21 protein-coding genes and 1 tRNA gene are annotated in these 21,203 nt (G+C 46.8%); 11 read left to right on the top strand and 11 right to left on the bottom strand.

The annotated features are described in order from the left end of the window. Window positions 1-123: 123 nt before the first annotated feature. The 3 genes from NNX04_RS05375 to NNX04_RS05365 form a co-directional block, all read right to left on the bottom strand. On the bottom strand, window positions 124-3,042 hold the full coding sequence (locus NNX04_RS05375) for an insulinase family protein (protein ID WP_261947722.1): 2,919 nt from the start codon (window positions 3,040-3,042) through the stop codon (window positions 124-126). Window positions 3,043-3,183: 141 nt separating this feature from the next. Beyond that, the gene (locus tag NNX04_RS05370; protein WP_261947721.1) at window positions 3,184-3,810 is read right to left on the bottom strand and encodes a tRNA-uridine aminocarboxypropyltransferase; all 627 of its coding nucleotides are present in this window, start codon (window positions 3,808-3,810) and stop codon (window positions 3,184-3,186) included. Beyond that, the gene (locus NNX04_RS05365; RefSeq protein WP_261947720.1) at window positions 3,807-4,196 is read right to left on the bottom strand and encodes a GIY-YIG nuclease family protein; all 390 of its coding nucleotides are present in this window, start codon (window positions 4,194-4,196) and stop codon (window positions 3,807-3,809) included. The genes NNX04_RS05370 and NNX04_RS05365 overlap by 4 nt, the downstream gene beginning before the upstream one ends. Between NNX04_RS05365 and NNX04_RS05360 the strand changes: the two genes are divergently transcribed. Next, window positions 4,190-5,002 carry a methyltransferase domain-containing protein gene (locus NNX04_RS05360; RefSeq protein WP_261947719.1) on the top strand — a complete coding sequence of 271 codons (813 nt, stop codon included), beginning with the start codon at window positions 4,190-4,192 and terminating at the stop codon, window positions 5,000-5,002. The two genes, NNX04_RS05365 and NNX04_RS05360, sit on opposite strands and share 7 nt — an antisense overlap. Window positions 5,003-5,020: 18 nt before the next feature. Here the strand turns inward: NNX04_RS05360 and NNX04_RS05355 are convergent, their stop codons facing one another. Beyond that, window positions 5,021-5,524 (bottom strand): molecular chaperone DnaJ, encoded by a 504-nt coding sequence (locus tag NNX04_RS05355; protein ID WP_261947718.1) that lies wholly within the window; start codon window positions 5,522-5,524, stop codon window positions 5,021-5,023. Window positions 5,525-5,711: 187 nt separating this feature from the next. Here NNX04_RS05355 and NNX04_RS05350 point away from each other — a divergent pair, with 187 nt between their 5' ends. The 9 genes from NNX04_RS05350 to NNX04_RS05310 all read left to right on the top strand — a co-directional run bounded on the left by NNX04_RS05350 (window position 5,712) and on the right by NNX04_RS05310 (window position 13,914). After that, the gene (locus tag NNX04_RS05350; RefSeq protein WP_261947717.1) at window positions 5,712-7,475 is read left to right on the top strand and encodes a hypothetical protein; all 1,764 of its coding nucleotides are present in this window, start codon (window positions 5,712-5,714) and stop codon (window positions 7,473-7,475) included. 9 nt (window positions 7,476-7,484) lie between these two features. After that, window positions 7,485-8,033, top strand: a complete 549-nt coding sequence (locus NNX04_RS05345; protein ID WP_151057465.1) for a hypothetical protein — start codon at window positions 7,485-7,487, stop codon at window positions 8,031-8,033. Between the two features lie 75 nt (window positions 8,034-8,108). Then, a complete protein-coding gene (locus tag NNX04_RS05340; protein WP_261947716.1) occupies window positions 8,109-9,152 on the top strand; it encodes an agmatine deiminase family protein in 1,044 nt (347 codons plus the stop codon). Continuing rightward, window positions 9,152-10,051, top strand: coding sequence for a carbon-nitrogen hydrolase (locus NNX04_RS05335; RefSeq protein ID WP_261947715.1), 900 nt, complete (start codon window positions 9,152-9,154; stop codon window positions 10,049-10,051). The genes NNX04_RS05340 and NNX04_RS05335 overlap by 1 nt, the downstream gene beginning before the upstream one ends. Window positions 10,052-10,152: 101 nt before the next feature. Further along, window positions 10,153-10,842, top strand: coding sequence for a GGDEF domain-containing protein (locus NNX04_RS05330; RefSeq protein ID WP_261947714.1), 690 nt, complete (start codon window positions 10,153-10,155; stop codon window positions 10,840-10,842). A gap of 74 nt (window positions 10,843-10,916) precedes the next feature. Further along, window positions 10,917-11,390: a thioredoxin-dependent thiol peroxidase gene (gene bcp / locus NNX04_RS05325; protein WP_261947713.1), complete on the top strand. Its 474-nt coding sequence runs from the start codon at window positions 10,917-10,919 to the stop codon at window positions 11,388-11,390. Between the two features lie 216 nt (window positions 11,391-11,606). Beyond that, window positions 11,607-12,050 carry a helix-turn-helix domain-containing protein gene (locus NNX04_RS05320; protein ID WP_261947712.1) on the top strand — a complete coding sequence of 148 codons (444 nt, stop codon included), beginning with the start codon at window positions 11,607-11,609 and terminating at the stop codon, window positions 12,048-12,050. Between the two features lie 104 nt (window positions 12,051-12,154). After that, window positions 12,155-12,499: a preprotein translocase subunit YajC gene (gene yajC, locus NNX04_RS05315; RefSeq protein ID WP_040391622.1), complete on the top strand. Its 345-nt coding sequence runs from the start codon at window positions 12,155-12,157 to the stop codon at window positions 12,497-12,499. Window positions 12,500-12,564: 65 nt separating this feature from the next. After that, the gene (locus NNX04_RS05310) at window positions 12,565-13,914 is read left to right on the top strand and encodes an alanine/glycine:cation symporter family protein (protein ID WP_261947711.1); all 1,350 of its coding nucleotides are present in this window, start codon (window positions 12,565-12,567) and stop codon (window positions 13,912-13,914) included. A 7-nt stretch (window positions 13,915-13,921) separates the two neighbouring features. Here NNX04_RS05310 and NNX04_RS05305 read toward each other — a convergent pair whose 3' ends face one another. The 7 genes from NNX04_RS05305 to rne form a co-directional block, all read right to left on the bottom strand. Continuing rightward, window positions 13,922-14,254 carry a TusE/DsrC/DsvC family sulfur relay protein gene (locus NNX04_RS05305; RefSeq protein WP_261947710.1) on the bottom strand — a complete coding sequence of 111 codons (333 nt, stop codon included), beginning with the start codon at window positions 14,252-14,254 and terminating at the stop codon, window positions 13,922-13,924. A gap of 3 nt (window positions 14,255-14,257) precedes the next feature. Then, window positions 14,258-14,566: a sulfurtransferase complex subunit TusB gene (gene tusB / locus NNX04_RS05300; RefSeq protein ID WP_261947709.1), complete on the bottom strand. Its 309-nt coding sequence runs from the start codon at window positions 14,564-14,566 to the stop codon at window positions 14,258-14,260. A 1-nt stretch (window position 14,567) separates the two neighbouring features. Beyond that, complete coding sequence (gene tusC, locus NNX04_RS05295; RefSeq protein ID WP_261947708.1) at window positions 14,568-14,930, bottom strand: sulfurtransferase complex subunit TusC; 363 nt, start codon at window positions 14,928-14,930, stop codon at window positions 14,568-14,570. Window positions 14,931-14,938: 8 nt separating this feature from the next. Then, window positions 14,939-15,322: a sulfurtransferase complex subunit TusD gene (gene tusD / locus NNX04_RS05290; RefSeq protein ID WP_040391627.1), complete on the bottom strand. Its 384-nt coding sequence runs from the start codon at window positions 15,320-15,322 to the stop codon at window positions 14,939-14,941. A gap of 65 nt (window positions 15,323-15,387) precedes the next feature. Beyond that, entirely contained in the window at window positions 15,388-16,071 is a 684-nt protein-coding gene (locus tag NNX04_RS05285; protein WP_261947707.1) for a Bax inhibitor-1/YccA family protein, read from the bottom strand. A gap of 212 nt (window positions 16,072-16,283) precedes the next feature. Beyond that, a tRNA-Ser gene (locus NNX04_RS05280) sits at window positions 16,284-16,373 on the bottom strand. Window positions 16,374-16,529: 156 nt separating this feature from the next. Continuing rightward, complete coding sequence (rne, locus tag NNX04_RS05275) at window positions 16,530-19,349, bottom strand: ribonuclease E (RefSeq protein ID WP_261947706.1); 2,820 nt, start codon at window positions 19,347-19,349, stop codon at window positions 16,530-16,532. An 836-nt stretch (window positions 19,350-20,185) separates the two neighbouring features. Here rne and rluC point away from each other — a divergent pair. Further along, the gene (gene rluC, locus NNX04_RS05270; RefSeq protein WP_410004080.1) at window positions 20,186-21,187 is read left to right on the top strand and encodes a 23S rRNA pseudouridine(955/2504/2580) synthase RluC; all 1,002 of its coding nucleotides are present in this window, start codon (window positions 20,186-20,188) and stop codon (window positions 21,185-21,187) included. Window positions 21,188-21,203 lie beyond the last annotated feature (16 nt).

The following is a 21,203-nucleotide window of genomic DNA, read 5'->3' as shown; positions in this document are numbered from 1 at the left end:
TGCCAGTTATTGTTCGAATTAGTGTCGACCAATACTAGATGAGTTTGTGCGCCAAGACTATCTGGCCGGGGCAAATCTATGCGCCCCGGCACACTTGGCTATTCCTCCTTGGGAGTGGTTGCCTTAACAGGTTTTGATGCTCAGCCCAAGCTGCTCAACCAGTTCTTTTTGCCCGGCATGAGTCACTACGGCGATACTGGCTTTTTGCGCTTGCAAGTAAATGGTGGCGACCCGTTTGAGGTCATCCGCGGTTACCGCCAGAACACGGTTGCGGAATTGCTCACGTTTTTCGCGCGTGCGCCCAAACAACTCGGCTTGATAGGTGGATTTGGCTTCGCCAGCAGGTGAGCCGGGTTTATCAATACTGCCAATTACACCCAGAATCGCCTCTTCAACCGCTTGCCATTGGTGATCGGTGGTTTGCAGCCATTCCAGTGACGCATCGAAATCGGCCAGAGTTTCAGTTAAACGCGGGTCGCGATAGGAATAAAAACGGAACGCCGCGCTGTTGCTGTCCTGACTTGCACCACCGCCGTAAGCACCGCCTTGTTCGCGAATAGTGCGATGTAAAAAGCCGTTGCGTAAAAAGCCGCCCAACACAGTGAGTGCGGCTGCATCCGGGTGATCGCTCGGTACGGTGGGGTAGGCTTTGGCGCAGAAGTTCACCTGGGTATTGGTGATCCACGCCTCGCGAATCGTTTCCTGAACCGGTGGCAGGGTGAAATGTTTGAAATCCTTAACTTGGGGTTCTATTGGCCAACGCGCTTGCAGATTGTCGCGGTAACTATCCAAGTGCTCTTGCTCGCCCACAATCAAAAATTGCTTGGGTGCTTGTAATACCAGGTTATGGATAGCCTGTAACTGCGCGGCAAACGCGGCGAGGTTTTGTGCATCGTCCAGTGAATTATCCAGCGCTTTTACCGCGGCAATGCCCTCAAGCCCGCCGAGTTGATGTGACACTTTGGCCGCCGGGCTCATGCCCGCACAGGCGGCCGTCATGGCGAGGCTGTGGCCATTACCGGTAATGCTCTGTTCGCGGCGTGCGCGATTTTGGGCGATCAGTTCGCGAATGCGGCTGTGCTCGTCAAAACGCACGTTTAAAAGGGTGGATTGCATCAAGTCATTGAGCGCCGCGCTGTTGCGGCTCAAAGCTTTGGCAGAGAGTGTCAGGTAGGCATCTATTGCCTGTACATCATCACTTGCGCCGCGAATGCTGCTGAACGCGTGAATGGAACCTACTACTTCAGCTTGCCAGCGTTGGGTGGCAAGGTAGTCTTTATCGCCCGCGCCCAATTCGGTTAAACAAATGCAGTAGTAAGGCAGGACTTTAAGCTGTGCCTCGGACAGCACGGGCAACTTGCAGGTGATTTGTTGATACACCAAACCATTGGTTCCTGCGGCATAGCGGCGCAGCCGGTAGTGATTCAACAACTCGTGGCTGCCGGCGGTGTAATGCAGGTTAGCGGGGATATCAGTCAAATCCACTTTAGGCAGGATGCTCTCATCGTCCTGCTGTTGCTGACGTTCTTGCAGCGCATGCGCGCGCGCGATAATTTCCTGTTTCTGGGCATCGCTCAGCTGCGCTTTCATGGCGGCAAGGTGGGCAATTTCGGCGGCTTTAATGCGTTCGCCCATCTGTGCATCCGGGCGCAGGGTCAAGCGCACGCGGTGCGGGTTATCCAGTAACCATTTGCGCACGGCGGTTTGGATAAACGCCGGATCCTGGGTTTTGCGGCGCAAATTTTCCAGTGCGACATCGACATCCAGCAGCGCGATAGGGTCGCCGCGATGGGTGGCTGAAGTTAAGCCGGTCAGAATTAATTGCAAACCGTAAGGGTAGCCATCGCCACCCACTTCGCGCTGCGATAACTCCAACTGGTGCAGCGAAGCGGCGACCTGTTCTTGCGGAATTCCGGCTTCGGCTACGTTGCGCATGGTGTCCAGAATCATCGCTTCTACCTGCGGGGCATCTTCCAGCTTGCAACCTTCAAGGCCGCACACAAACGCCATTTCGCGCGATGAATCGTCCAGCCCACACAGTGGCGAGGGTGCCTGCCCCAGCTCAGTCGTCTCTAACGCTTGTTGCAATGGCGAGGCGCTGTTGTCGAGCAAAATATTGGAAATCAATTGCGCTTCCAGTGATTCATCAAGATCCGTCGTTTTACCCAGTAACCAGGCGATAACGACGTGGTGTTTTTCATCCAGATTTTCCGCATCACTTGCATCAATCGGGTAGGCCTCTTCCACCGCAATCGGTGCGTGGTAGCGCTTTTCATCGCCTACAGCAATGACTTCGTCCAAGGCTTCAAATTGGCTCAGCGCGCGCGTTTCAAATTTCTCTTGATGAACGGCGGCAGGAATGTCGCCGTAGGTCATAAATACCGCGTTACTGGGGTGATAGTGGGTGCGATAAAAATCTTTCAACTGTTGGTAGGTGAGGTTGGGAATATCTTCCGGTTCGCCACCACTGTTGTAGTGATAGGTCGTGGTCGGATAAAGGTATTTACACAAGGTATGCCACAGCTGGGATGAGACCGAACTCATCGCACCTTTCATTTCATTAAATACCACGCCTTTAAACACCAAATCGGAATTGGGATTATCGGTTTCGGCAAACTCTACGCGGTGGCCTTCCTGTGCAAAATCCAGTTCATCCAATCGCGAGAAAAACACCGCATCCAAATACACATCGAGCAAATTATTAAAATCTTTTGGGTTCTGGCTGGCGAAGGGGTAGGCAGTCCAGTCGGAGCTGGTAAAGGCATTCATAAAGGTATTGAGCGAGCGGCGCACCATCATAAAAAATGGATCGCGTACCGGGTATTTTTGGCTGCCGCAGAGTGCGGTGTGCTCCAGAATGTGGGCAACGCCGGTGGAGTCGTGCGGTACGGTGCGCAGTGCTACCAGAAATACGTTTTCGTTATTGTCAGCCGCTAAATGTATGTGCTGGGCGCCGGTGACTTTATGGCGATATTCTTCTACACGAATTTTCAAAGCGTCGATGTTTTGGCTGCGCAATAATTCAAACGTCGGGTAACTCATAAGTCTGCGGTTCTCTTGGTTTTTGGTTCTCGGTTTTTGATTCTTGTTGCTTGATGAAAAGGTAAAAAGTAAAAGCTAAAACGATGCCTATTCTGATGCGCTCACAGCGGGAATATTGGTTGGGCTTTTAATCTGCGGCCTTTAAGTGGATTTAGGAACAAAAGCCGCCAGCTGTACGACAAAATCACTCATCGCCTGCAGCACTGGTTGATAGTCGACACTGTGCTGTTCAAGTTGCTGTAGAGCGTAACAACTTGCCTCCAGTGTGGAAAGCTGATTTTCGCTATGCGCTTTGCGAATGGTGTAGATGGAGGCCGGTGTCTGGGTAAGGCTCAGCAGCGGTAACTGCTGCAATAGCGGGTTTAGGTAGAGCATTTTTCGGCTTTTACGCCAGGTGGCATCAATCACAATCAGGCGCAGTTGTTCGGCGGAATAATCGGCGAGCTCTGGTGTGGCGGGCGGCGGTGTAATGCCCAGTGAGTGGTAATCGGCCAGTGGCGGGTAGAGCAGTAATGGTTGTCGCCCATTGGCATAAATGAGCTGCTGTAATTGCAATTCATCAAATTGTTCACCGGTATAAATCTGGCTGTTTTTTAAACTCAGTTGTAATAAAACTGCAGTATTTTTTGCATTGGGTGTTTCTTCTGGATGCTGCAGTATTAATAACTCGACACGATTATTAACCTGATGAATAAACGCACAAAAACAGGTGCGTGTAGGGCGTTGGCAGTGGCTGCACGTTGTGCGTTGGCTTGGCTCGGAATTCATGGATTGCTCGTGCTGTGCGTGGCAAGGTGCTGCAGCTTGTATTGGGCAATTAACACTGAACACCTGGTTTGTTGTTCATTGATGAGCGTGCGTTTGGCCTTGGCACTAAGCGCTTTTAGCGCGTATTCACGTTTACTCGCACTGGAACGGTCGTGGCCATCCTCCAGAAAACACAGCTGCATGGGCTTGCGCCCGCGAAAATAGCGCGCACCGGCACGGCCGGATTCATGGGCCTGCCAGCGGCGGCGCATATCGGTGGTGATTCCGGTGTAAACTTGATCGTCGCTGGTGAGAATCATATAGACCAACCAGTTATTTGCGGGCGTTATGTCGTGCAAGAGTGCCGCACCAATAAGTGTAATGAGTGAACGGAAAGTATATGGCAAAAGAATCCAGCAGTCAGGACCGTAATTTTGATGATTTGGCCAAGCGTTTTAAGAAGAATATATACGGCGGGTTAAAGGGCGATATTCGCCTTGCGATATTAGAGCGCGATTTTACTGATCATATTCCTGCTGTACCTTTTGGGGCAGACGCTCGCCCCTGTCGTGTGTTGGATGCGGGTGGAGGCCAAGGGCAATTCTCCTTACAACTGGCCAAAGCCGGGCATCAGGTGGTGATTTGCGATATCTCGGCCGAAATGCTGAAACTCGCTGAAGAGCAAGTCAGCGCGGCAGGCTTACAGAGCAATGTCACACTGATTCATTGCGCAATTCAGGATTTACCCGCGCAGCTGGGCGCGCAAGAGTCGCAATTTGACTTGGTGATTTGTCACGCAGTAATGGAGTGGATGCAAGAGCCGCGCGAGTTGTTACCTTATCTACTTCAGCACCTCAAACCACAGGGCTATTTATCCCTCACTTTTTACAACCTGCATTCATTGATCTATAAAAATTTACTGCGCACTAACTTTAAAAAAATTATCAATCAGGATTTTGGCGGCGCGAAAGGCAGTCTCACACCCATCAATCCCCTGGACCCGCACGTGGTTATGGGGTGGATTGATGAGTTACCGCTCAATGTGCTGGTGCACAGTGGTATCAGAGTATTTCACGATTATATTTTTAACGAGGAGCATCGTGCCCGTGAGCCTGAACAGCTACTGGAAATGGAGCTAAGGTTTTCGCGGGAGGAGCCATATCGTTCATTGGGCCGTTACATTCATGTACTGGCGAAGCATGTAAAACAATAATATGGCTCAGTTCTGCGCTTAATTTGCGCTGAGTTTATTGATTAGTAGGTCACGTGCTTGATTAATTTTGGCTGCCAGGTAGTCGTTGCCACCGCGATCCGGATGAAGTTTCTGAATCAAACGGCGGTGTGCATCCTGTACCATTTCCTGCGTAATCTCGCCTTTATTCAGGTCTCCGGTTAGCCCCAGAATTTCCTGAGCTTCCACAAGGTTCATCGCACCGCTTGAGGGCGGTGGTGTTGTTTGCTCCTGGGGTTTTTCCTGTTTGTGTTTTAGCCAGAGCGGTAGGGCCTGCATTAACAGATTAAAACCAACACGCAAAAAGGGTAAAAGCGCGCCGATTGCCGCACCTATCCAATGCATGCGTCCAGTTACCACCAACACGATCAGTAAACCGAGAAAAATTCCTGTCCCCAAGCGCCAGAGGGATTTGCGCTGTTGTGCGCTATCCATTCTCTTATAGCGAGCACTGATAATTACAATAGATGTCACTATCACCGCAAAAATCAGAATATTCAGCATAGGTTTTACAAGCTCAGGTTAATGGTTGCATCAGGTCGTATGGCGTGAGTGGCGAATAATTCAGCATTATCTTGATTGTGGTGCTGTTGCGCTAGTGACTAAATCGCTTAATCAGGGTTTTTGATTATACTTGCTTAGGTTGATCTTAAACTTCATTTGCATTTATACCCAGGTCGCGAGGTAATACATGAGGGGGTTCTATGCGCATACCCTGTTTCATTTAGTCAGGCGCGGTACCGGGTTAGTTGTGTTGCTAACGCTCACGTTGCTCGTCAGTGCCTGTGGGGGAGGCTCATCGGGTGGATCAACTCCAGCGACCAGCAGTGCTCAGGCTATATCCTCAACCGCTACTTCCGCGTCAAATGCAATAATTTCTTCATCGAATCAATCTCGCTCCTCGTCGAGTGCTTCGGTCTCTTCCAGCGCTGCGCTAGTCGTTATATCTGGCAGCCTCACTTACGATTACGTCCCTCATTTCACTGAGCGCAACGGGTTAAATTATGCCGGGACTGTAGAGTTGCCCATCCGCGGCTTGGTAGTTGAGTTGCTGGATGCTGGCAATCAAGTGCTAATGACGGACATAAGTACGCAAACCGGCACCTATTCGTTCACGGTGACACGTGATCAGCCTGTGCGGGTTCGAGTGAAGGCGCAACTGTTGCGCGAACAAAATGACAATAGTGCACGCTGGAATTTTAAAGTAACCGACAACACTGACAACAACAGCCTTTATGCCATGGTGGGTTCATTGTTGGTAGCTAATGACGCTAATGCTGTACGCGATCTTCATGCTGCATCCGGTTGGACGGGAAATGCCTATACCCAGCCACGGGTTGCAGCACCTTTTGCGATACTTGATTCGATTTATATCGGTGTACAACGACTCGTAGCGGTAGATGGATCAGTACAATTACCTGCCTTGGAGTTTCGCTGGAGTCCAAATAACATTACTGCTGATGGTGAATTGGAACTCGGTGAAATTGCGACCAGTTTTTATCGCAACGATTTGAGCGCGATATATTTGTTAGGGGGCGAAGATGATGACACTGATGAATATGATCGCCATGTTGTGTTACATGAATGGGGGCACTATTTAGAGGCAGAGCTTTCCCGTTCCGATAGTATCGGAGGTGATCACAGTGGCGATGATAAATTGGATTTTCGTGTCGCTATGTCCGAAGGTTTTGCGAATGCATTTTCTGCCATGATGCTGGATGATCCCATTTACCGCGATGCAAGCGGCACAGGGCAAGAGGATGGGTTTCAAATTACGGTGAATCGCATCAACAACAATGTGCGCGGCTGGTATTCCGAGGCATCGGTACAGTCGATTCTTTATAATTTTTATGTGAGTGAGAACAATAAAACTGCGCGCGATTTTGCCGATATATTTACTGTTATCACTCGCGATAATTACAGTACTAGTGATGCTTTCGTTTCCATTTATTTGTTTGCCGAACAGTTGCGCGAAGCATTGCCGGGTGTTACTGCAGGCTTTAATAGTTTGCTGTCTGGGCAAAATATTACAATTACAGATCGCTTTGGTGCTGGCGAGAGTAACTCGGGCGGCGCCACCATTAATTTACCTGTCTATAAAACGTTACCGCTGAATAACAGCGCTGTTAATGTATGCAGCTCAAACGCTAATGGCTCTTACAACAAACTCGGTGTATCACAATTTTTAGTATTGAATATCCTGTCTGCAGGTAATTACCGCATTACGGCGACTGAGTTTGGAACCACTTCTGATGACTCTGATCCTGATATGTATCTATATCAACGCGGTATTCAGCTACAAGAAGCGATAAGTCCAACAGTCGGTACAGAGACTCTCACTCGCTCGCTGTCAGTAGGAACTTATGTCCTTGAACTTGTCGATGATAGAGCGGTGAGGGACGATTTTAATGGCGATGTATTGGCGTGTTTTGATGTTCGCGCGCTGCCCAATTAGGTGACCACTATGATGAAAAAATTAATAGCCGTATCGTCCATCTGGGTAGTGGGCTGTATGGTTCTAGCACTTTTGCAAGCGTGTTATTCCGGTAGCTCAGCGCAAACTCCTGAAAATGCCTCCCAGCCCAAAGCCGTTACCGTCAAACCTGGTGCAAGTGTAAGTATTCGCAATACGCAGCCTATAAAACTTGAGACTGTGGGAGAGCAAAATATTGTTGTTGTTTTGCATTCGTCGAGTTTCCCCGGCGAAATGAGCGTTAGTGTTGCGGCGAGCAAGGGGGTAAGTATTCTGTCTACCCCTAATCCTTTGGTATATCCATTAACCGAAAGTGGGGAGTATCGCGTCCCTTTGCACCTAAATGTTGAACACGAAGGCCGTCATTATGTGCGCATGAACGTGAGTATTAGTAGTGGCGGGCTGAGTGAAAAACGGGTTGTTTCCGCCATACTGCAGGTGGGGGAGGTTCGCGCCAAATCGCAGAAAGCCGTGCCTGCAGCTAGTTCGGATGCTGTCATTTCGCTTCCCGCGCAAGAGCGTGTATCGCCACGAGACTAATCGTTCATAGGTTGGCGCGGTTTGTTTATAATGGCCAGCAAATCTGGCCATTTTCTTTTGTAACGAGGTGTTTTTATGTCTACTCAACGATTGCCCGCAGAGTGGGAGCCACAGGATGCGGTCATGCTGACCTGGCCGCATAAAAATACCGGCTGGAACTGGATTTTGGAGGATGTCACCGAGCTTTATGAGGCTCTGGCAACGGTTATCGTAGATTATGCTGACGTAGTTATTGCAGTGCCTTCAGCCATGGTTGACGAGGTTTATACTCGCCTTGAAGCCATGGGCGCCCCCATGGATTACATCTATTTGTATCCTTGTGAAAGTGACGACACATGGGCGCGCGATCATGGCCCACTTACAGTTGAAACTGCAGACGGATTTAAATTATTGGATTTCCAGTTCAATGGATGGGGAAATAAATTTCCTCACAAAAAAGATAATCAAATATCACAACAATTATTTTCTCAGAAAGCATTTCCCTACGCGACTATAGAGGTACAGGATTGGGTGCTTGAAGGCGGTTCAATAGAAACTGATGGTCAAGGTACTTTACTCACAACATCATCTTGTTTACTTAATAAAAATCGCAATCCTCATTTGACCAAAGAAGAGATTGAAACGCGTTTAAAAGCGGCGTTCGGGATTAGAAAAATTAATTGGCTCGATCATGGTTATCTTGCCGGCGACGACACAGATAGTCATATAGATACTTTGGCGCGCCTGTGCCCCAACAATACTATTGTTTACACGGCTTGCGATGATAAGCAGGATGAACACTATATTGAGTTGAAAAAAATGGAAGACCAGTTAAAAACGTTTACTAATGCAGATGGCGAGCCCTATCGTTTATTGCCGCTGCCTTGGTCTGGCCCTGTGTTGGGGCGCGATAGCGACGAGCGGCTACCCTCTACCTATGCCAATTTTCTCATAATCAATGAAGCAGTATTGGTCCCCATATATGATTTGCCAATGGACGAAGATGCACTGGAAGTAATATCACAAGCATTTCCCGGGTTTGAAATTATGGGGATTCCGTGCAATGCCTTGATAGAGCAGGGCGGTAGTCTTCATTGCATTACCATGCAAATTCCCGAAAGTGTTTTGGAGCCACTCTAATGCGCAATCAAAGCATTAAAAGAAAGTTAAATATTGGTGTTGTCCAACAATCATGCACCGCAGATATTGCTGCTAATTTTACTAAAACCTTAGAAAATATTCGCAAACTTGCCGCGCAAGGTGCGGAACTAGTAGTTTTGCAGGAACTTCACCGTGGATTGTATTTTTGTCAGCAGGAAATCAGTGATCATTTTGATCAGGCCGAGACAATCCCTGGGCCTAGTACAGAAGCATTAGGTAATCTTGCTCGGGAATTAAATGTTGTTATCGTTGCGTCTTTATTTGAAAAGCGCGGTGTTGGTTTGCATCACAATACTGCGGTTGTCATTGAGCGCGACGGTTCTATTGCGGGAAAGTATCGCAAGATGCATATACCGGATGACCCGGGTTACTATGAAAAGTTTTATTTTACCCCCGGCGATTTGGGCTTTAACCCCATCCAAACATCAGTTGGAAAGCTAGGTGTTTTAGTGTGTTGGGACCAATGGTTTCCTGAAGCAGCACGCCTAATGGCAATGGCGGGCGCTGATTTATTAATTTACCCAACAGCCATTGGTTGGACTCCAAGCGAAGACGAGGGCGAAAAAGATCGCCAACGCGAAGCGTGGATTACAGTCCAGCGCGCCCATGCAATTGCAAATGGTTTGCCCGTGGTTAGCGTTAATCGTGTAGGGCATGAACCTGACCCAGCTGGCGGTTGTGGCTTGGATTTTTGGGGCAGTAGTTTCGTTACTGGACCGCAAGGTGAATTTTTGTGGGTAGCCCCTGTAGATCAAGAAGTAAATGCAGTAGTTGAAATCGATTTACAACGCAGTGAAGCGGTTCGTCGGATGTGGCCTTATTTGCGCGATCGCCGCATTGATCACTATGGGGACTTGTTGAAAATTTATCGCGATTAATATTTCATATTGCGGTGATGATAATTTCAGCTGCTGGTAAGCGAATTCGTCTAGACTTTCTCGACGTTATTCATTGGGCAACTCTCAACTAGAAAGAGCATATGGATTCCTTATCTCACTCAACAGGTGATTTGCCTTTATGTTGCCCATCCTCAGGGCAGAGCTGTCAATTTAAGGATGAATTGCTAACCTTGCGTAACGAGGTTAATGACCTACGCCATCAGGTCCAAACTGACGCGCTTACTGGCTTGTATAATTTTCGTTTTTTTTCCAACATATTGCCCTTGGAAATGGAACGAACCCGTCGTGCCATCCAGCCATTATCATTGATTATTCTCGATATAGATCATTTTAAACAGTTTAATGATCGGTGGGGGCATGAGCTTGGCAACCAGGCGCTAATTCACGTTGCACAATTAATTGCTGTTGCAATTCGCAAGCTGGATTTTGCTTGTCGGTTCGGTGGGGAAGAATTTGCAATCGTGTTACCAAATACCGATTTGTATCAAGCGAATAATGTCGCTGAGCGCTTGCGCTTTTCAATTGCCAATAGTGTTCTTGAAGTTGGTAATAATTTAATTTATCTGACTGCAAGTTTGGGAGTTGATGAGTTTAAAGCCACTGATACAGACAGTCCCCAAGGATTTATTGAGCGAGTGGACGCCTGGTTGTATCAAGCAAAATATGCAGGTAGGAATTTAGTCAAGGGGCCAACTATTTTGCCTGTTGATACAACTACCAATGTTACTGCCGATGAAAAAGAAGCCTTGTTTGGTACTTTTCATGACTAAGAGAAATGATCCTCTGATCATTTATTTACGTATAAAATTTTATTTTTTAATTTTTTTATCTAAGGTTTGTTTTTATGAGCTTCCCTAAAATCGGTAATTTAGCCCCGACGTTTTCATTGCAGAACCAAAATGGTGAAAAGGTTTCACTAAAAGACTTTAAAGGTAAAAAAAACATTGTTTTATATTTTTATCCTAAAGCATCAACACCTGGTTGTACTGTTCAAGCTTGTGGTATCAAGGAATCACGAAGTGAATTCGAAAAGCTAGATACTATTGTGTTGGGTGTAAGCCCTGACTCTCCTGCGAAGCTGACCAAATTTATTGATAAATATGATTTGAATTTTGATTTACTGGCGGATGAAGATCACTCTGTTGCTGAAACTTACGGCGTTTGGGCACTCAAGAAATTTATGGGTAAAGAGTTTATGGGGATTGTTCGTACCAGCTTTATTATCAACAAAGAAGGGCGCCTATCTCACGTGCTTGATAAGGTAAATACCAAGACTCATGATCAGGATGTACTCGCGATACTGCGAAATGGCATTTAAATTATCCTTTTATATTAAAATGTGATATAAAAAATATCTGTATGTGAAAATTGTACGCATTTCTCTTTGTTGTAAATGGATATAGACTATAATCGTCCATGTCGAGTGTGGCTTGATTGACAAAAGGATGATATCGATACTATTGGCTTTGGTTTGGCTGAGAAGTGACACTCCTTAATTCTATAACTGCCCTTAATTGGCAAAGGAGACGCCTGGATGATTCAATTACAGCGAATTTACCGAAACAACGAAGGTTCTTCAGAAAACTCCTTTATTGGATCTGATGTAAGATCCTACGAAGAGTACCTGTCTCTTGCCGAAATCCCTCGCTTTGAGGGGGTATCTGCCAGAGTTATTGACTCTTTGAAGCAGCGTGTTGGTCGAGAGGATCTATCAATTGACCGAATTGCAGAGGATTTAAAGTTATCAAAACGCACTTTGCAGCGGCGACTTCAAAACCAAAACGCTAACTTCGCTCAAATCAGAGACGCTTTGCGCTTTCATTATGCAATTAAGTATCTGATAGATGAGCATATGAGCGTTGACAATGTCTCAAAGGTGTTGGATTTTTCGGATAGAACTAGTTTTACCAATGCTTTTAAGCGTTGGACGGGTCTTTCTCCGAGCGTTTTCAGAAAGCTATTTCGCGATTACGCCTGATTCTTGCTTCATCCCTTCCTTTGCCTCTGATTTAAGGGGCGCTAATTGCCTGTATGTTTCAAAACAGGTAAAGTTAGCGCTCTTTATTCTTTGAGGTTAGTTTCATGAGTTTCTTTATAGCATCTGCGATGGCCCAAGCTGAAGCTGCTCCTGCCCCACAAGGTAATCCAATGATTACCTTGCTTATGTTCGGCGGCATGTTTTTATTTATGTATTTACTCATTATTCGCCCTCAGCGTAAGCGCCAAAAGGAGCACCAGAATCTCGTTGCTGCCTTGGCTAAAGGTGATGAGGTAATCATGACAAGTGGAATGTTGGGTAAAATTATCAAAGTCGATGAAAACTATGTTGTCCTTGAAACTGGCAATAATGTAGAGCTTAAGTTTCAGAAAGTTGCTGTGCATGCCGTGCTTCCAAAAGGTACCATCAAAACAATTGAGGCAGCGTAAATCCTGCGATTCTAAAAAGGGGCTTAGGCCCCTTTTTTTTATGCTTTTTCTGGGAGGTGATATTGATGGATTACATCCATAAGCTTGTGACGGAATTAAACAATTTGGTCTGGGGTGTGCCCATGTTGGTACTTATTCTCGGAACCGGTTTGTTTTTGATGGTGATGTTGAGGGGAATGCCTATCCGTCGAATCGTCTTGGGATTTTGTTTGATGTGGCAAGGACGCTCAAAGGATGTTGGGGCACAGGGCCATGTTAGTTCTTTTCAGGCGCTCATGACCGGATTGTCTGCAACTGTAGGCACTGGAAATATTGCCGGTGTCGCAACGGCTATTTTTTTAGGGGGGCCGGGAGCCCTTTTCTGGATGTGGTGCACAGCTTTGGTTGGCATGGCAACCAAGTATTCGGAAATAGTGCTTGCGGTTCATTACCGAGATGTTGATTCAAAAGGAGAGTGTAGTGGTGGCCCAATGTACGCCATTAAAAATGGGTTAGGTAAAAAATGGCATTTGTTGGGTTTTGTGTTTGCTGTGTTTGGTGGATTGGCAGGTTTTGGGATTGGCAATATGGTGCAGTCAAATAGTATGGCTGAGGTAATAAAAGTCACCTTTGGGATAGAGACGTGGGTAACAGGTTTGGTAACAACAGTGGTGGTTGCACTGGTTATTTTGGGTGGAATTAAGCGCATTGCAAAAGTGGCGGCATCATTAGTTCCTTTTATGTGTATTGGTTACATAATTATGTCGTTGGCTGTACTTATTTTGTATGCCTCTCAGTTGCCTGCCGCGTTCTCTCTTATTTTTACACATGCTTTTACTCCTGTTGCTGCTACTGGCGGCTTTGCTGGCGCAGCAGTGCTGATGGCTATACAGTACGGCGTTGCCAGGGGTATTTTCTCTAATGAGGCTGGGTTGGGAACGGCTGGTATCGCACAGGCAGCGGCGGCAACTGATAGCCCTGTGCGCTCTGGCCTGATTGGTATGACCGGGACATTCATAGATACAATTGTCATCTGTACCATGACTGGCCTGGTAATCATTTGCACCGGTGTATGGGATGGCGGAGCGCGGGGCGCAAGTCTGTCTTCCTCTGCCTTCGAGTCTGCATTACCCGGTATTGGTGGTTACTTATTGGCTTTTGCGCTCATTATATTTACGTTCACTACTATTCTAGGTTGGAGTTATTACGGCGAGCGTTGCTGGATGTATTTGGCCGGGAAGAAAGCCATATTTCCTTTCAGGATATTGTGGGTTCTCGCAGTTTTTGCAGGTGCAGTATTTCATTTGGATTTCGTATGGTTACTTGCTGATACGCTCAATGCTCTGATGGCAATACCAAACTTGTTTTCTTTGCTTTTGCTGAGTCCGGTAGTAATTAAATTGACAGCAGATTACTTTAAGAGCAAAAACGAATAATTGGTCTTTACAGGCAATTGGTTGGTCGAGGTAAGCCGGCAATTTTGCTTGCGATTTTTGCGGGGCTGGGCGGAAACAGACCAAGCAAATAAATGCTCTTGCCCTTGTCTATGCCCAGATTTTTTTCTGTATATTTTACAAAGGCTCTCATTGCGGGAGAGATTTGATACTCTTGATAAAAAGATTGCAGTAGAGTGATTATTTCCCAGTGTGCATCTGTGAGTGCAATTTTTTCTTGTAGTGCTAGCTGGATTGCAACAGCTGGAGTCCAGTCATTCAAACTGATTAGATAGCCATCTTTATCAAGCGCTATCTGGTTACCATCTACTGTTATGTGCATTGCTCAATACCAGCTCTGAACGCAGCGGTGTTCGATGGTTAGTTGAACAAAGCTGTCGTAATCAATCAGTTCAACGGATGTCATCAGTTTTTCTGTTAATCCACGAGCTTTAACATCAGCGCTAATTGCAAATACGCGGACTCCCAAGAGAATTAACTCTTGTAATTGTACGGAGTCTGGTGATGATTTAATTGCGCCAAATACCCCATCCTCTAACAATAAAATTGCATCAGATGTTGAGCATACCTTTATGCAAGATGATAGAGAGCTATTTGAATAAGGGGATTTATTGATTGTGTGCAGCGTACTCATGCTAAAAACTCAGTAGATGATCTTGTTGGTCTAATAGGTTTTTTACATCTTCGCTTGTCAAGATTTTGATGTCATCCCAAATAAGTTCATTGATTTTAAGATCTCGATCTTCTAATGAATCCTTATGTGCATAAATATTATCAACACCGTAAAGTGATAAGGCGGAAAGTGTGGCCGAAAGATTTTTTTGAGTGATTTCTTCCGGGCTTTGATTTTTAATAAGTTGAAATACTCCATCATCCATAAACAACATGCCAATATCTTGATCATAAACGGATGCGGCGAGGGTCACATCAAGTGCCTCACGGGCCAGACTGGTGCCATAGGGTGCGCGACGACTGATAACCAGCAATTTTTTTTTCATAGGTTTTTTTACCCAAAAGTAATAACGCGATCAGATGTTATTGTGGCGTCTACCAGTTGTCCTAATCCGCTAATTGAATAACTATTGTTTATGTTGTGTGCTGGCTTGTTATAACGCAAAGCTTCTTCGCTATTCAATATTCCCCGTTTTAGGGCGGCAGCTATACAAATAACCAAGTCATATTGTTGGGCGAGGTTGTGCCATGCTTGGTATAGGTCAAATTCATCCTGAGGTGGTGTTCCTAATGAAGATGCATTGTGCACACCATCGTGATAAAAGAAAATTCTGTGCAGTGTGTGGCCTTTGTGGAGAAGTGCTTTTGCAAACTCGTAGGCTGTATGACTGGCCTGCGATGAGTAAGGTGGGGCGTATACAGCTAGGGAAAAAATCATAAATTATTCATGCCATCAAAAAAATAGGGCTCCATTAAGGAGCCCCTAGCGAAATAGTTGGAGGTTTACTCGTCGCTAGATATACCGAGAAGATGTAATAAGCTGGTAAATAAGTTAATGATCGACAAGTACAGACTTGTTGTGGCGAGAATATAGTTGCTCTCTCCGCCATGAATAATTTCGCTTGTTTGATAAAGGATTAATGCTGACATTAATAGAACAATGCCTGCTGAGAATGCCAGGTGTAGACCTGAAAACTGGTAGCCAAAAAATGAGGCTCCAATCAGGAACAGCATAATAACTAACATCAATATCATGCCAACGGCAACAAATCCGCCGAGGAAATTAAAGTTTTTACGTGTGGTCAATACATAGGCTGAGAGGCTAACAAATACAACTGCTGTGCCTCCGAGAGCTTGCATTATGATTGTCGAACCGTTGGTCATACTTAGGTATTTATTTAATATTGGGCCGAGACCAGCGCCTATCAATCCAGTAAAAGCAAATACCACCAGAAGACCTGTTGAGGAATTGGCTGTTCTTGGTAATACGAACCAGATTAGCCCCATTGCTACAAGGCTCATGATAAGTCCTGCGCCATGCCCAAGTCCTGCTGCCATTGAGATTGCAGCGGTAACCGCGCTAAAAGCCAATGTCATGCCAAGAAGCATGTAAGTATTGCGCAACACTTTACTTGATTCTACTTGGCCTACCGAGTGACTTGCTTTGGTGCTATAAACTTCTTGCATGTTTATCTCCGTTTAAGTGCATCAATTTTCGTTTACCTGATTTTGATAATACAAACTACCGGCTATAAAGCCAAGTATTCAAGATGAATTATCGAGGTTATGGCTGAGGCTTCAGTGGTTCCTCTTTGACTGTCAGGATGGGGAATGGTTTCGATTGACGGGACATACAAAATAAAAAAGGCGCTAGATCTCTCTAGCGCCTTTTTCATGTATGGCGGAAGGGCAGGGATTTGAACCCTGGGTAGGCTCGCACCTACGCCGGTTTTCAAGACCGGTGCATTAAACCACTCTGCCACCCTTCCGAGTGGCGCAAATTATACCTAGGTTTTACTTTTGGGCAAGAGAAAACTTTAAAATTTTATGGCTTGATATTAAATGTAATTATTTTTAATTTTCTAGTTGATCATAAAAAAGCCGAATTGTTTCCAATTCGGCTTTTCAGTTTTTTGCGGCGAAAGTTATTGTTCCGAGTTGTTGCGTTTATTCAATCTTGGGTCATTTGAGGGTCTGTTTAGTGGTCGGGGATTATGATCCACGCTCGGGGGCAGGCTAGTGTCCAGTGCACGTGAAATTGGTGCCTCAATTGTTTCGGTAATAATATTAACCTGAGCAACTGGTTTCGGTGCTTTTCTTGGGTCATTGCTTGCGCGAATTGGGGTTGCAGTATTTTCGGCTTGAGCTGCAATCTGTGTCTCTGCTTCGTTGGCATTTGTTTCGCCTTCGGGAGCAGTTTTTTGTTTGATTGCTGCGTCGGGAGTTTCTCTGGTTTCTTCAATATCAAGAGGTGCGCTATCAATTGTTGCTTGAGGTTTCTCAATTGTAGCTACTTCTTGCTCCGCAGTTTTAAGTGGAGCTGCAATAGTTGCCTCCTGATGTGTTGATGCTGGCAATTCAATGTTTGCATCGTCATCAGTGGTAGCCGCTGTTTGCCCTTCAGGCTCTTGGGGCTTCTGCTGTGCGTGTTCGGCGATAGCTGCGGATATCTGCTGTGCCAGTTGAGCTGATTCACTTAATACCTTCGGTTCGTTTGCTTGAGTTTGCTCTGCATCTGAACTGATTGGTGAGCTTTCGGTGTCATGGTTGCGTGAGCGCCGACGTTGCTGGGAGCGAGTTCGACGTCCAGCCGGACGCTTTGAGGGGCGCTGATCATCGCCTTCATCCAAGCCATCTTGAGTGTCTATAAGTACGGTCTCGCTTGCGGCTACAGCCTCCTCGCGAATCTGTGGGCGACGATTCTCCCGCTCCGGGCGCTGATTGCGGTTGCGTGGTTGGCGCTGCTCTTCATCACCAGCTTGTTGTTCACGTGCTGGATCGCGCTGTTGATCGCGATTATTGCGTGGGCGACGTTGTTCGCCATTTGACTCCCGAGTAATACCCTCACGCTTATCGGTGTCTTTGTTGTTGTCGCGCTTATCTTGCTCGCGCGCTGGTTTTATTTCGCCGGCGTTGCGGTGTTCCAGATTGTCCAAGATCTCGCGGTCTTCTTTGCGGTCTTTATCGCGGCGGTTGTTACGGCCATCGCGACGATTATTTCGGCTGGGGTTTCGACGGCCATCGCGCTTGTGCTCGCGCTTTCCTTTGCTTTCTTCATTTTTCTCGCCGCTAAAAATGTTGCCAATTGAGCTAAACAAACGTGACAAAAGGCCTGGTTTTTTGGCTGGCTCCGGTGCTGGCTGACTTGGGCTGCTCGGCTGTACTAAGGGTTTGGGCGCATTAATGGGTTTTGCCTTAAAGTCTTCTTCGTCGGCTTTTGCTTCGTCAGTGTGCGCAACTATTTTATAGCTTGTTTCCAAGGTTCCTTCGTCGTCGTCGCGCAGGCGTTGGACTTCAAAATGTGGTGTCATCAATTCAGCGCTTGGCACTATCACAACACGGGTATTGTTGCGCGCTTCAATACTGGAGATGGTTTTTCGTTTTTCATTCAATAGATATGTGGCAACTGATACAGGGCAGATAGCACGAATTTCTGCGCTACGTTCTTTTTGTGCTTCATCTTCCACTAAGCGAAGGATTGATAGCGCAAGTGAGCGGGTGCCGCGAATGCTGCCTACGCCATCACAGCGAGGGCAAATTTTTGAGTGAGTTTCGCCGAGTGATGGGCGCAGGCGTTGTCGAGACATTTCCATCAGGCCAAAGCGTGAAATGCGACCAATTTGTACGCGTGCTCTATCCATCATCAGGGCATCGCGTACACGGTTTTCAACTTCGCGCTGATTACGCACGGGTTGCATATCGATGAAGTCGATAACAATCAGGCCGCCCATGTCGCGTAAGCGCAACTGGCGTGCGATTTCATCTGCTGCTTCCAGATTGGTTTGCAGTGCGGTTTCTTCGATGTCGCCGCCTTTTGTGGCGCGCGAGGAGTTGATGTCGATGGCAACAAGCGCTTCTGTTGCATCGATAACAATCGAACCGCCAGATGGCAATTTAACTTCGCGTTGAAAGGCGGTCTCAATTTGAGATTCAATCTGGTAGCGATTGAATAGGGGGATATCATCTTTGTACAGCTTTACTTTGCTGCGATAATTCGGCATTACCTGTTGAATGAATCCTGCTGCAAGGTCAAATGCTTCTTGATTGTCGACAATTACTTCACCGACGTCCTGGCGTAAGTAATCGCGGATTGCGCGGATAATAACGTTACTTTCCTGAAACAAAAAAGCTGGGGCAGGGGAGGTTTTTGCGGCTGTTGCTATGGACTCCCACAATTGAAGCAGGTAATTGAGGTCCCACTGTAATTCTTCAGAGCTGCGGCCCACACCGGCGGTACGGATGATTACGCCCATGCCGTTAGGCACTTCTACTTCGCCAAGTGCATCTTTCAATTCGGCGCGATCTTCACCTTCAATACGGCGTGAAATACCACCAGCTCTTGGGTTGTTGGGCATCAATACCAGATAGCGGCCGGCGAGGCTGATAAAGGTGGTGAGGGCGGCGCCTTTATTGCCGCGCTCTTCTTTATCGATTTGCACAATAACTTCAGTGCCTTCTTTCAGCACATCTTTAATTTTGATGCGACCATCTGAGTCGCCGGGATTTTTGGTGAAATATTCGCGGGAGATTTCTTTTAGTGGCAGGAAACCATGGCGTTCCGCGCCGTAGTCAACAAAAGCTGCTTCGAGGCTTGGCTCTACGCGGGTGATGCGCCCTTTATAAATGTTGGATTTTTTTTGTTCGCGGTTGCGGTTTTCGATGTCCAGATCATAAAGCCATTGGCCATCTACCAGCGCTACGCGCAACTCTTCGGGTTGAGTTGCATTGATGAGCATTCTTTTCATGTGTTACCTAATTGTCTGTGAGCGTCTGACTGACGTGACAATCAAGGTCAACATAGGTGATGTTTTGCGCAACCTTGTGGACTAATGCGCTACCCGGTTGATAGGGCTCGCATTAGCGGTTGGTGGGTTTTACCTGTCGGCTTAAGCAGTGTTATCGCTTTGCAGCGACTGCAATAACAAGCCTTTACTAATCAGATGGCCCATTTGGCTCATTCATTCGCGCCGGGGGTTCCGGCGCTCCTACTTGTAGTGCTTATTGTGGTTGTCGGTCAGGTGAGTCCATCCTGGGGTGACCGGGTTGTTCATTTATAATCTGGCTTGATTGAGTGTCAGTCGTAAAGATAATTGATCATTACATTGGTCTCTCAATCATGCGGTTAGCTTTAACAATTAAGCCACAGGATTAAATTTGCAACCTGCAAAATAGCATCGGACAATGTTTTGCGACGCGTGCGACGCTGTTATCCGGATCTTACAAATAGAGCTTTCTTGAGTTCAACAAAACAAAAACTGTGTTAACAATGAGTGCAACATTGGTTGACGCAATTGTTAGGGTAGTTGGCAAGCATGGCTTACATTCTACCGTTGTCAGTGTCTTCAAGAGCGGGAGCTTTAGGCTTTAGTGTGCGCATAAGCAGGCGCTCTTGCTGTCAGCGGTATTTCCTAGTGATGCGCCTGTCTTTTGCGCGCGATCCGGAAACCAGCCTGTATCAGCCGTTTGAATATAGCAGTTCTACCTATATGCGGCAATGAAATCAGTGATTTACACAAGTTTTTAGCTCTGCTTGACGAGCGCTGGGTTCGGTTATCTGATGGTATCGAGTATTATGGCGACTATGAAAATATCCACTGAAAATACTGTTCAAGCTGTAGAAAATTCTTCCTTCGCTCAGGTGATGATCATTTCTATCGATGAAGATCAGGCTGGTCAGCGGCTCGATAACTTCTTGATCGCGCGCCTTAAGGGGGTGCCTAAATCGAAAGTTTACAATGTGATTCGCAAGGGTGAGGTGCGAGTTAATAAAGGAAGGATAAAGCCTGAGTACAAATTAATGGCGGGTGACTCGATCAGGGTTCCTCCGATCAGGACTGCTGAAGCTGGGACAGAGGCGAAAGCTAGTCATCAAATGATGTCGCTGTTATCCAGGTCAATTTTGTTTGAGGATGATGGCTTATTGGTTATTAATAAGCCGCCCGGCTTGGCGGTGCACGGCGGCAGCGGTATTACGCTCGGTTTGATTGAAACTCTGCGTCAAATGCGCCCTGAGGCGCGTCATCTGGAGTTAGTGCATCGCCTTGATCGCGATACATCTGGTTGCATTATGGTGGCTAAAAAGCGCAGCTATTTGCGTCATTTGCAAGCTGCCTTGCGTGAAAAGTCTGCGGGTGCTGGCGGTATTACCAAGGTGTATCAGGCGTTGGTGATTGGTGATTGGCCCAAGCGTGTCCATCAAGTTAATGCCCCTTTGTTAAAAACCGAAGTGGCGGGTGGTGAGCGGGTGGTGCGTATTCACCCTGAGGGTAAGCCCAGCTTGACTGAGTTTAAGCTGTTGCAGCGTTTTGATGGTTTTAGTTTGATTGAGGCGCGGCCGATTACTGGTCGGACCCATCAAATTCGGGTGCATGCACAGTATGCGGGTTGTGCGCTGGTGGGGGATGAAAAGTATGGTAATGATGAGGTCAACGAAGCAATGCGCGGGCAGGGTATAAAACGCTTGTTTTTGCATGCTTCTTCGCTCTCATTTTATTTGCCTGAGTCTGACGTGATTACTCGCGTCGATGCTCCTTTGCCGCCTGATTTGGCCATCCCTTTGGGAAAATTGCCTGCTGTTAGTTAGCTTGTGTTGTGGAGAG

It is taken from the genome of Cellvibrio sp. QJXJ, assembly GCF_024452345.1.
Lineage (GTDB): Bacteria > Pseudomonadota > Gammaproteobacteria > Pseudomonadales > Cellvibrionaceae > Cellvibrio.
Note: the sequence above shows the minus strand (reverse complement) of the source record. Positions and strands in the feature narration are given on the sequence as shown.

Coding starts and splice junctions, on each gene's coding strand:
- NNX04_RS05375 (WP_261947722.1), bottom strand. CDS start 3,042: ATGAGTTACCCGACGTTTGAATTATTGCGCAGCCAAAACATCGACGCT.
- NNX04_RS05370 (WP_261947721.1), bottom strand. CDS start 3,810: ATGAATTCCGAGCCAAGCCAACGCACAACGTGCAGCCACTGCCAACGC.
- NNX04_RS05360 (WP_261947719.1), top strand. CDS start 4,190: ATGGCAAAAGAATCCAGCAGTCAGGACCGTAATTTTGATGATTTGGCC.
- NNX04_RS05355 (WP_261947718.1), bottom strand. CDS start 5,524: ATGCTGAATATTCTGATTTTTGCGGTGATAGTGACATCTATTGTAATT.
- NNX04_RS05350 (WP_261947717.1), top strand. CDS start 5,712: ATGAGGGGGTTCTATGCGCATACCCTGTTTCATTTAGTCAGGCGCGGT.
- NNX04_RS05345 (WP_151057465.1), top strand. CDS start 7,485: ATGATGAAAAAATTAATAGCCGTATCGTCCATCTGGGTAGTGGGCTGT.
- NNX04_RS05340 (WP_261947716.1), top strand. CDS start 8,109: ATGTCTACTCAACGATTGCCCGCAGAGTGGGAGCCACAGGATGCGGTC.
- NNX04_RS05335 (WP_261947715.1), top strand. CDS start 9,152: ATGCGCAATCAAAGCATTAAAAGAAAGTTAAATATTGGTGTTGTCCAA.
- NNX04_RS05330 (WP_261947714.1), top strand. CDS start 10,153: ATGGATTCCTTATCTCACTCAACAGGTGATTTGCCTTTATGTTGCCCA.
- bcp (WP_261947713.1), top strand. CDS start 10,917: ATGAGCTTCCCTAAAATCGGTAATTTAGCCCCGACGTTTTCATTGCAG.
- NNX04_RS05320 (WP_261947712.1), top strand. CDS start 11,607: ATGATTCAATTACAGCGAATTTACCGAAACAACGAAGGTTCTTCAGAA.
- yajC (WP_040391622.1), top strand. CDS start 12,155: ATGAGTTTCTTTATAGCATCTGCGATGGCCCAAGCTGAAGCTGCTCCT.
- NNX04_RS05310 (WP_261947711.1), top strand. CDS start 12,565: ATGGATTACATCCATAAGCTTGTGACGGAATTAAACAATTTGGTCTGG.
- NNX04_RS05305 (WP_261947710.1), bottom strand. CDS start 14,254: ATGCACATAACAGTAGATGGTAACCAGATAGCGCTTGATAAAGATGGC.
- tusB (WP_261947709.1), bottom strand. CDS start 14,566: ATGAGTACGCTGCACACAATCAATAAATCCCCTTATTCAAATAGCTCT.
- tusC (WP_261947708.1), bottom strand. CDS start 14,930: ATGAAAAAAAAATTGCTGGTTATCAGTCGTCGCGCACCCTATGGCACC.
- tusD (WP_040391627.1), bottom strand. CDS start 15,322: ATGATTTTTTCCCTAGCTGTATACGCCCCACCTTACTCATCGCAGGCC.
- NNX04_RS05285 (WP_261947707.1), bottom strand. CDS start 16,071: ATGCAAGAAGTTTATAGCACCAAAGCAAGTCACTCGGTAGGCCAAGTA.
- rne (WP_261947706.1), bottom strand. CDS start 19,349: ATGAAAAGAATGCTCATCAATGCAACTCAACCCGAAGAGTTGCGCGTA.
- rluC (WP_410004080.1), top strand. CDS start 20,186: ATGAAAATATCCACTGAAAATACTGTTCAAGCTGTAGAAAATTCTTCC.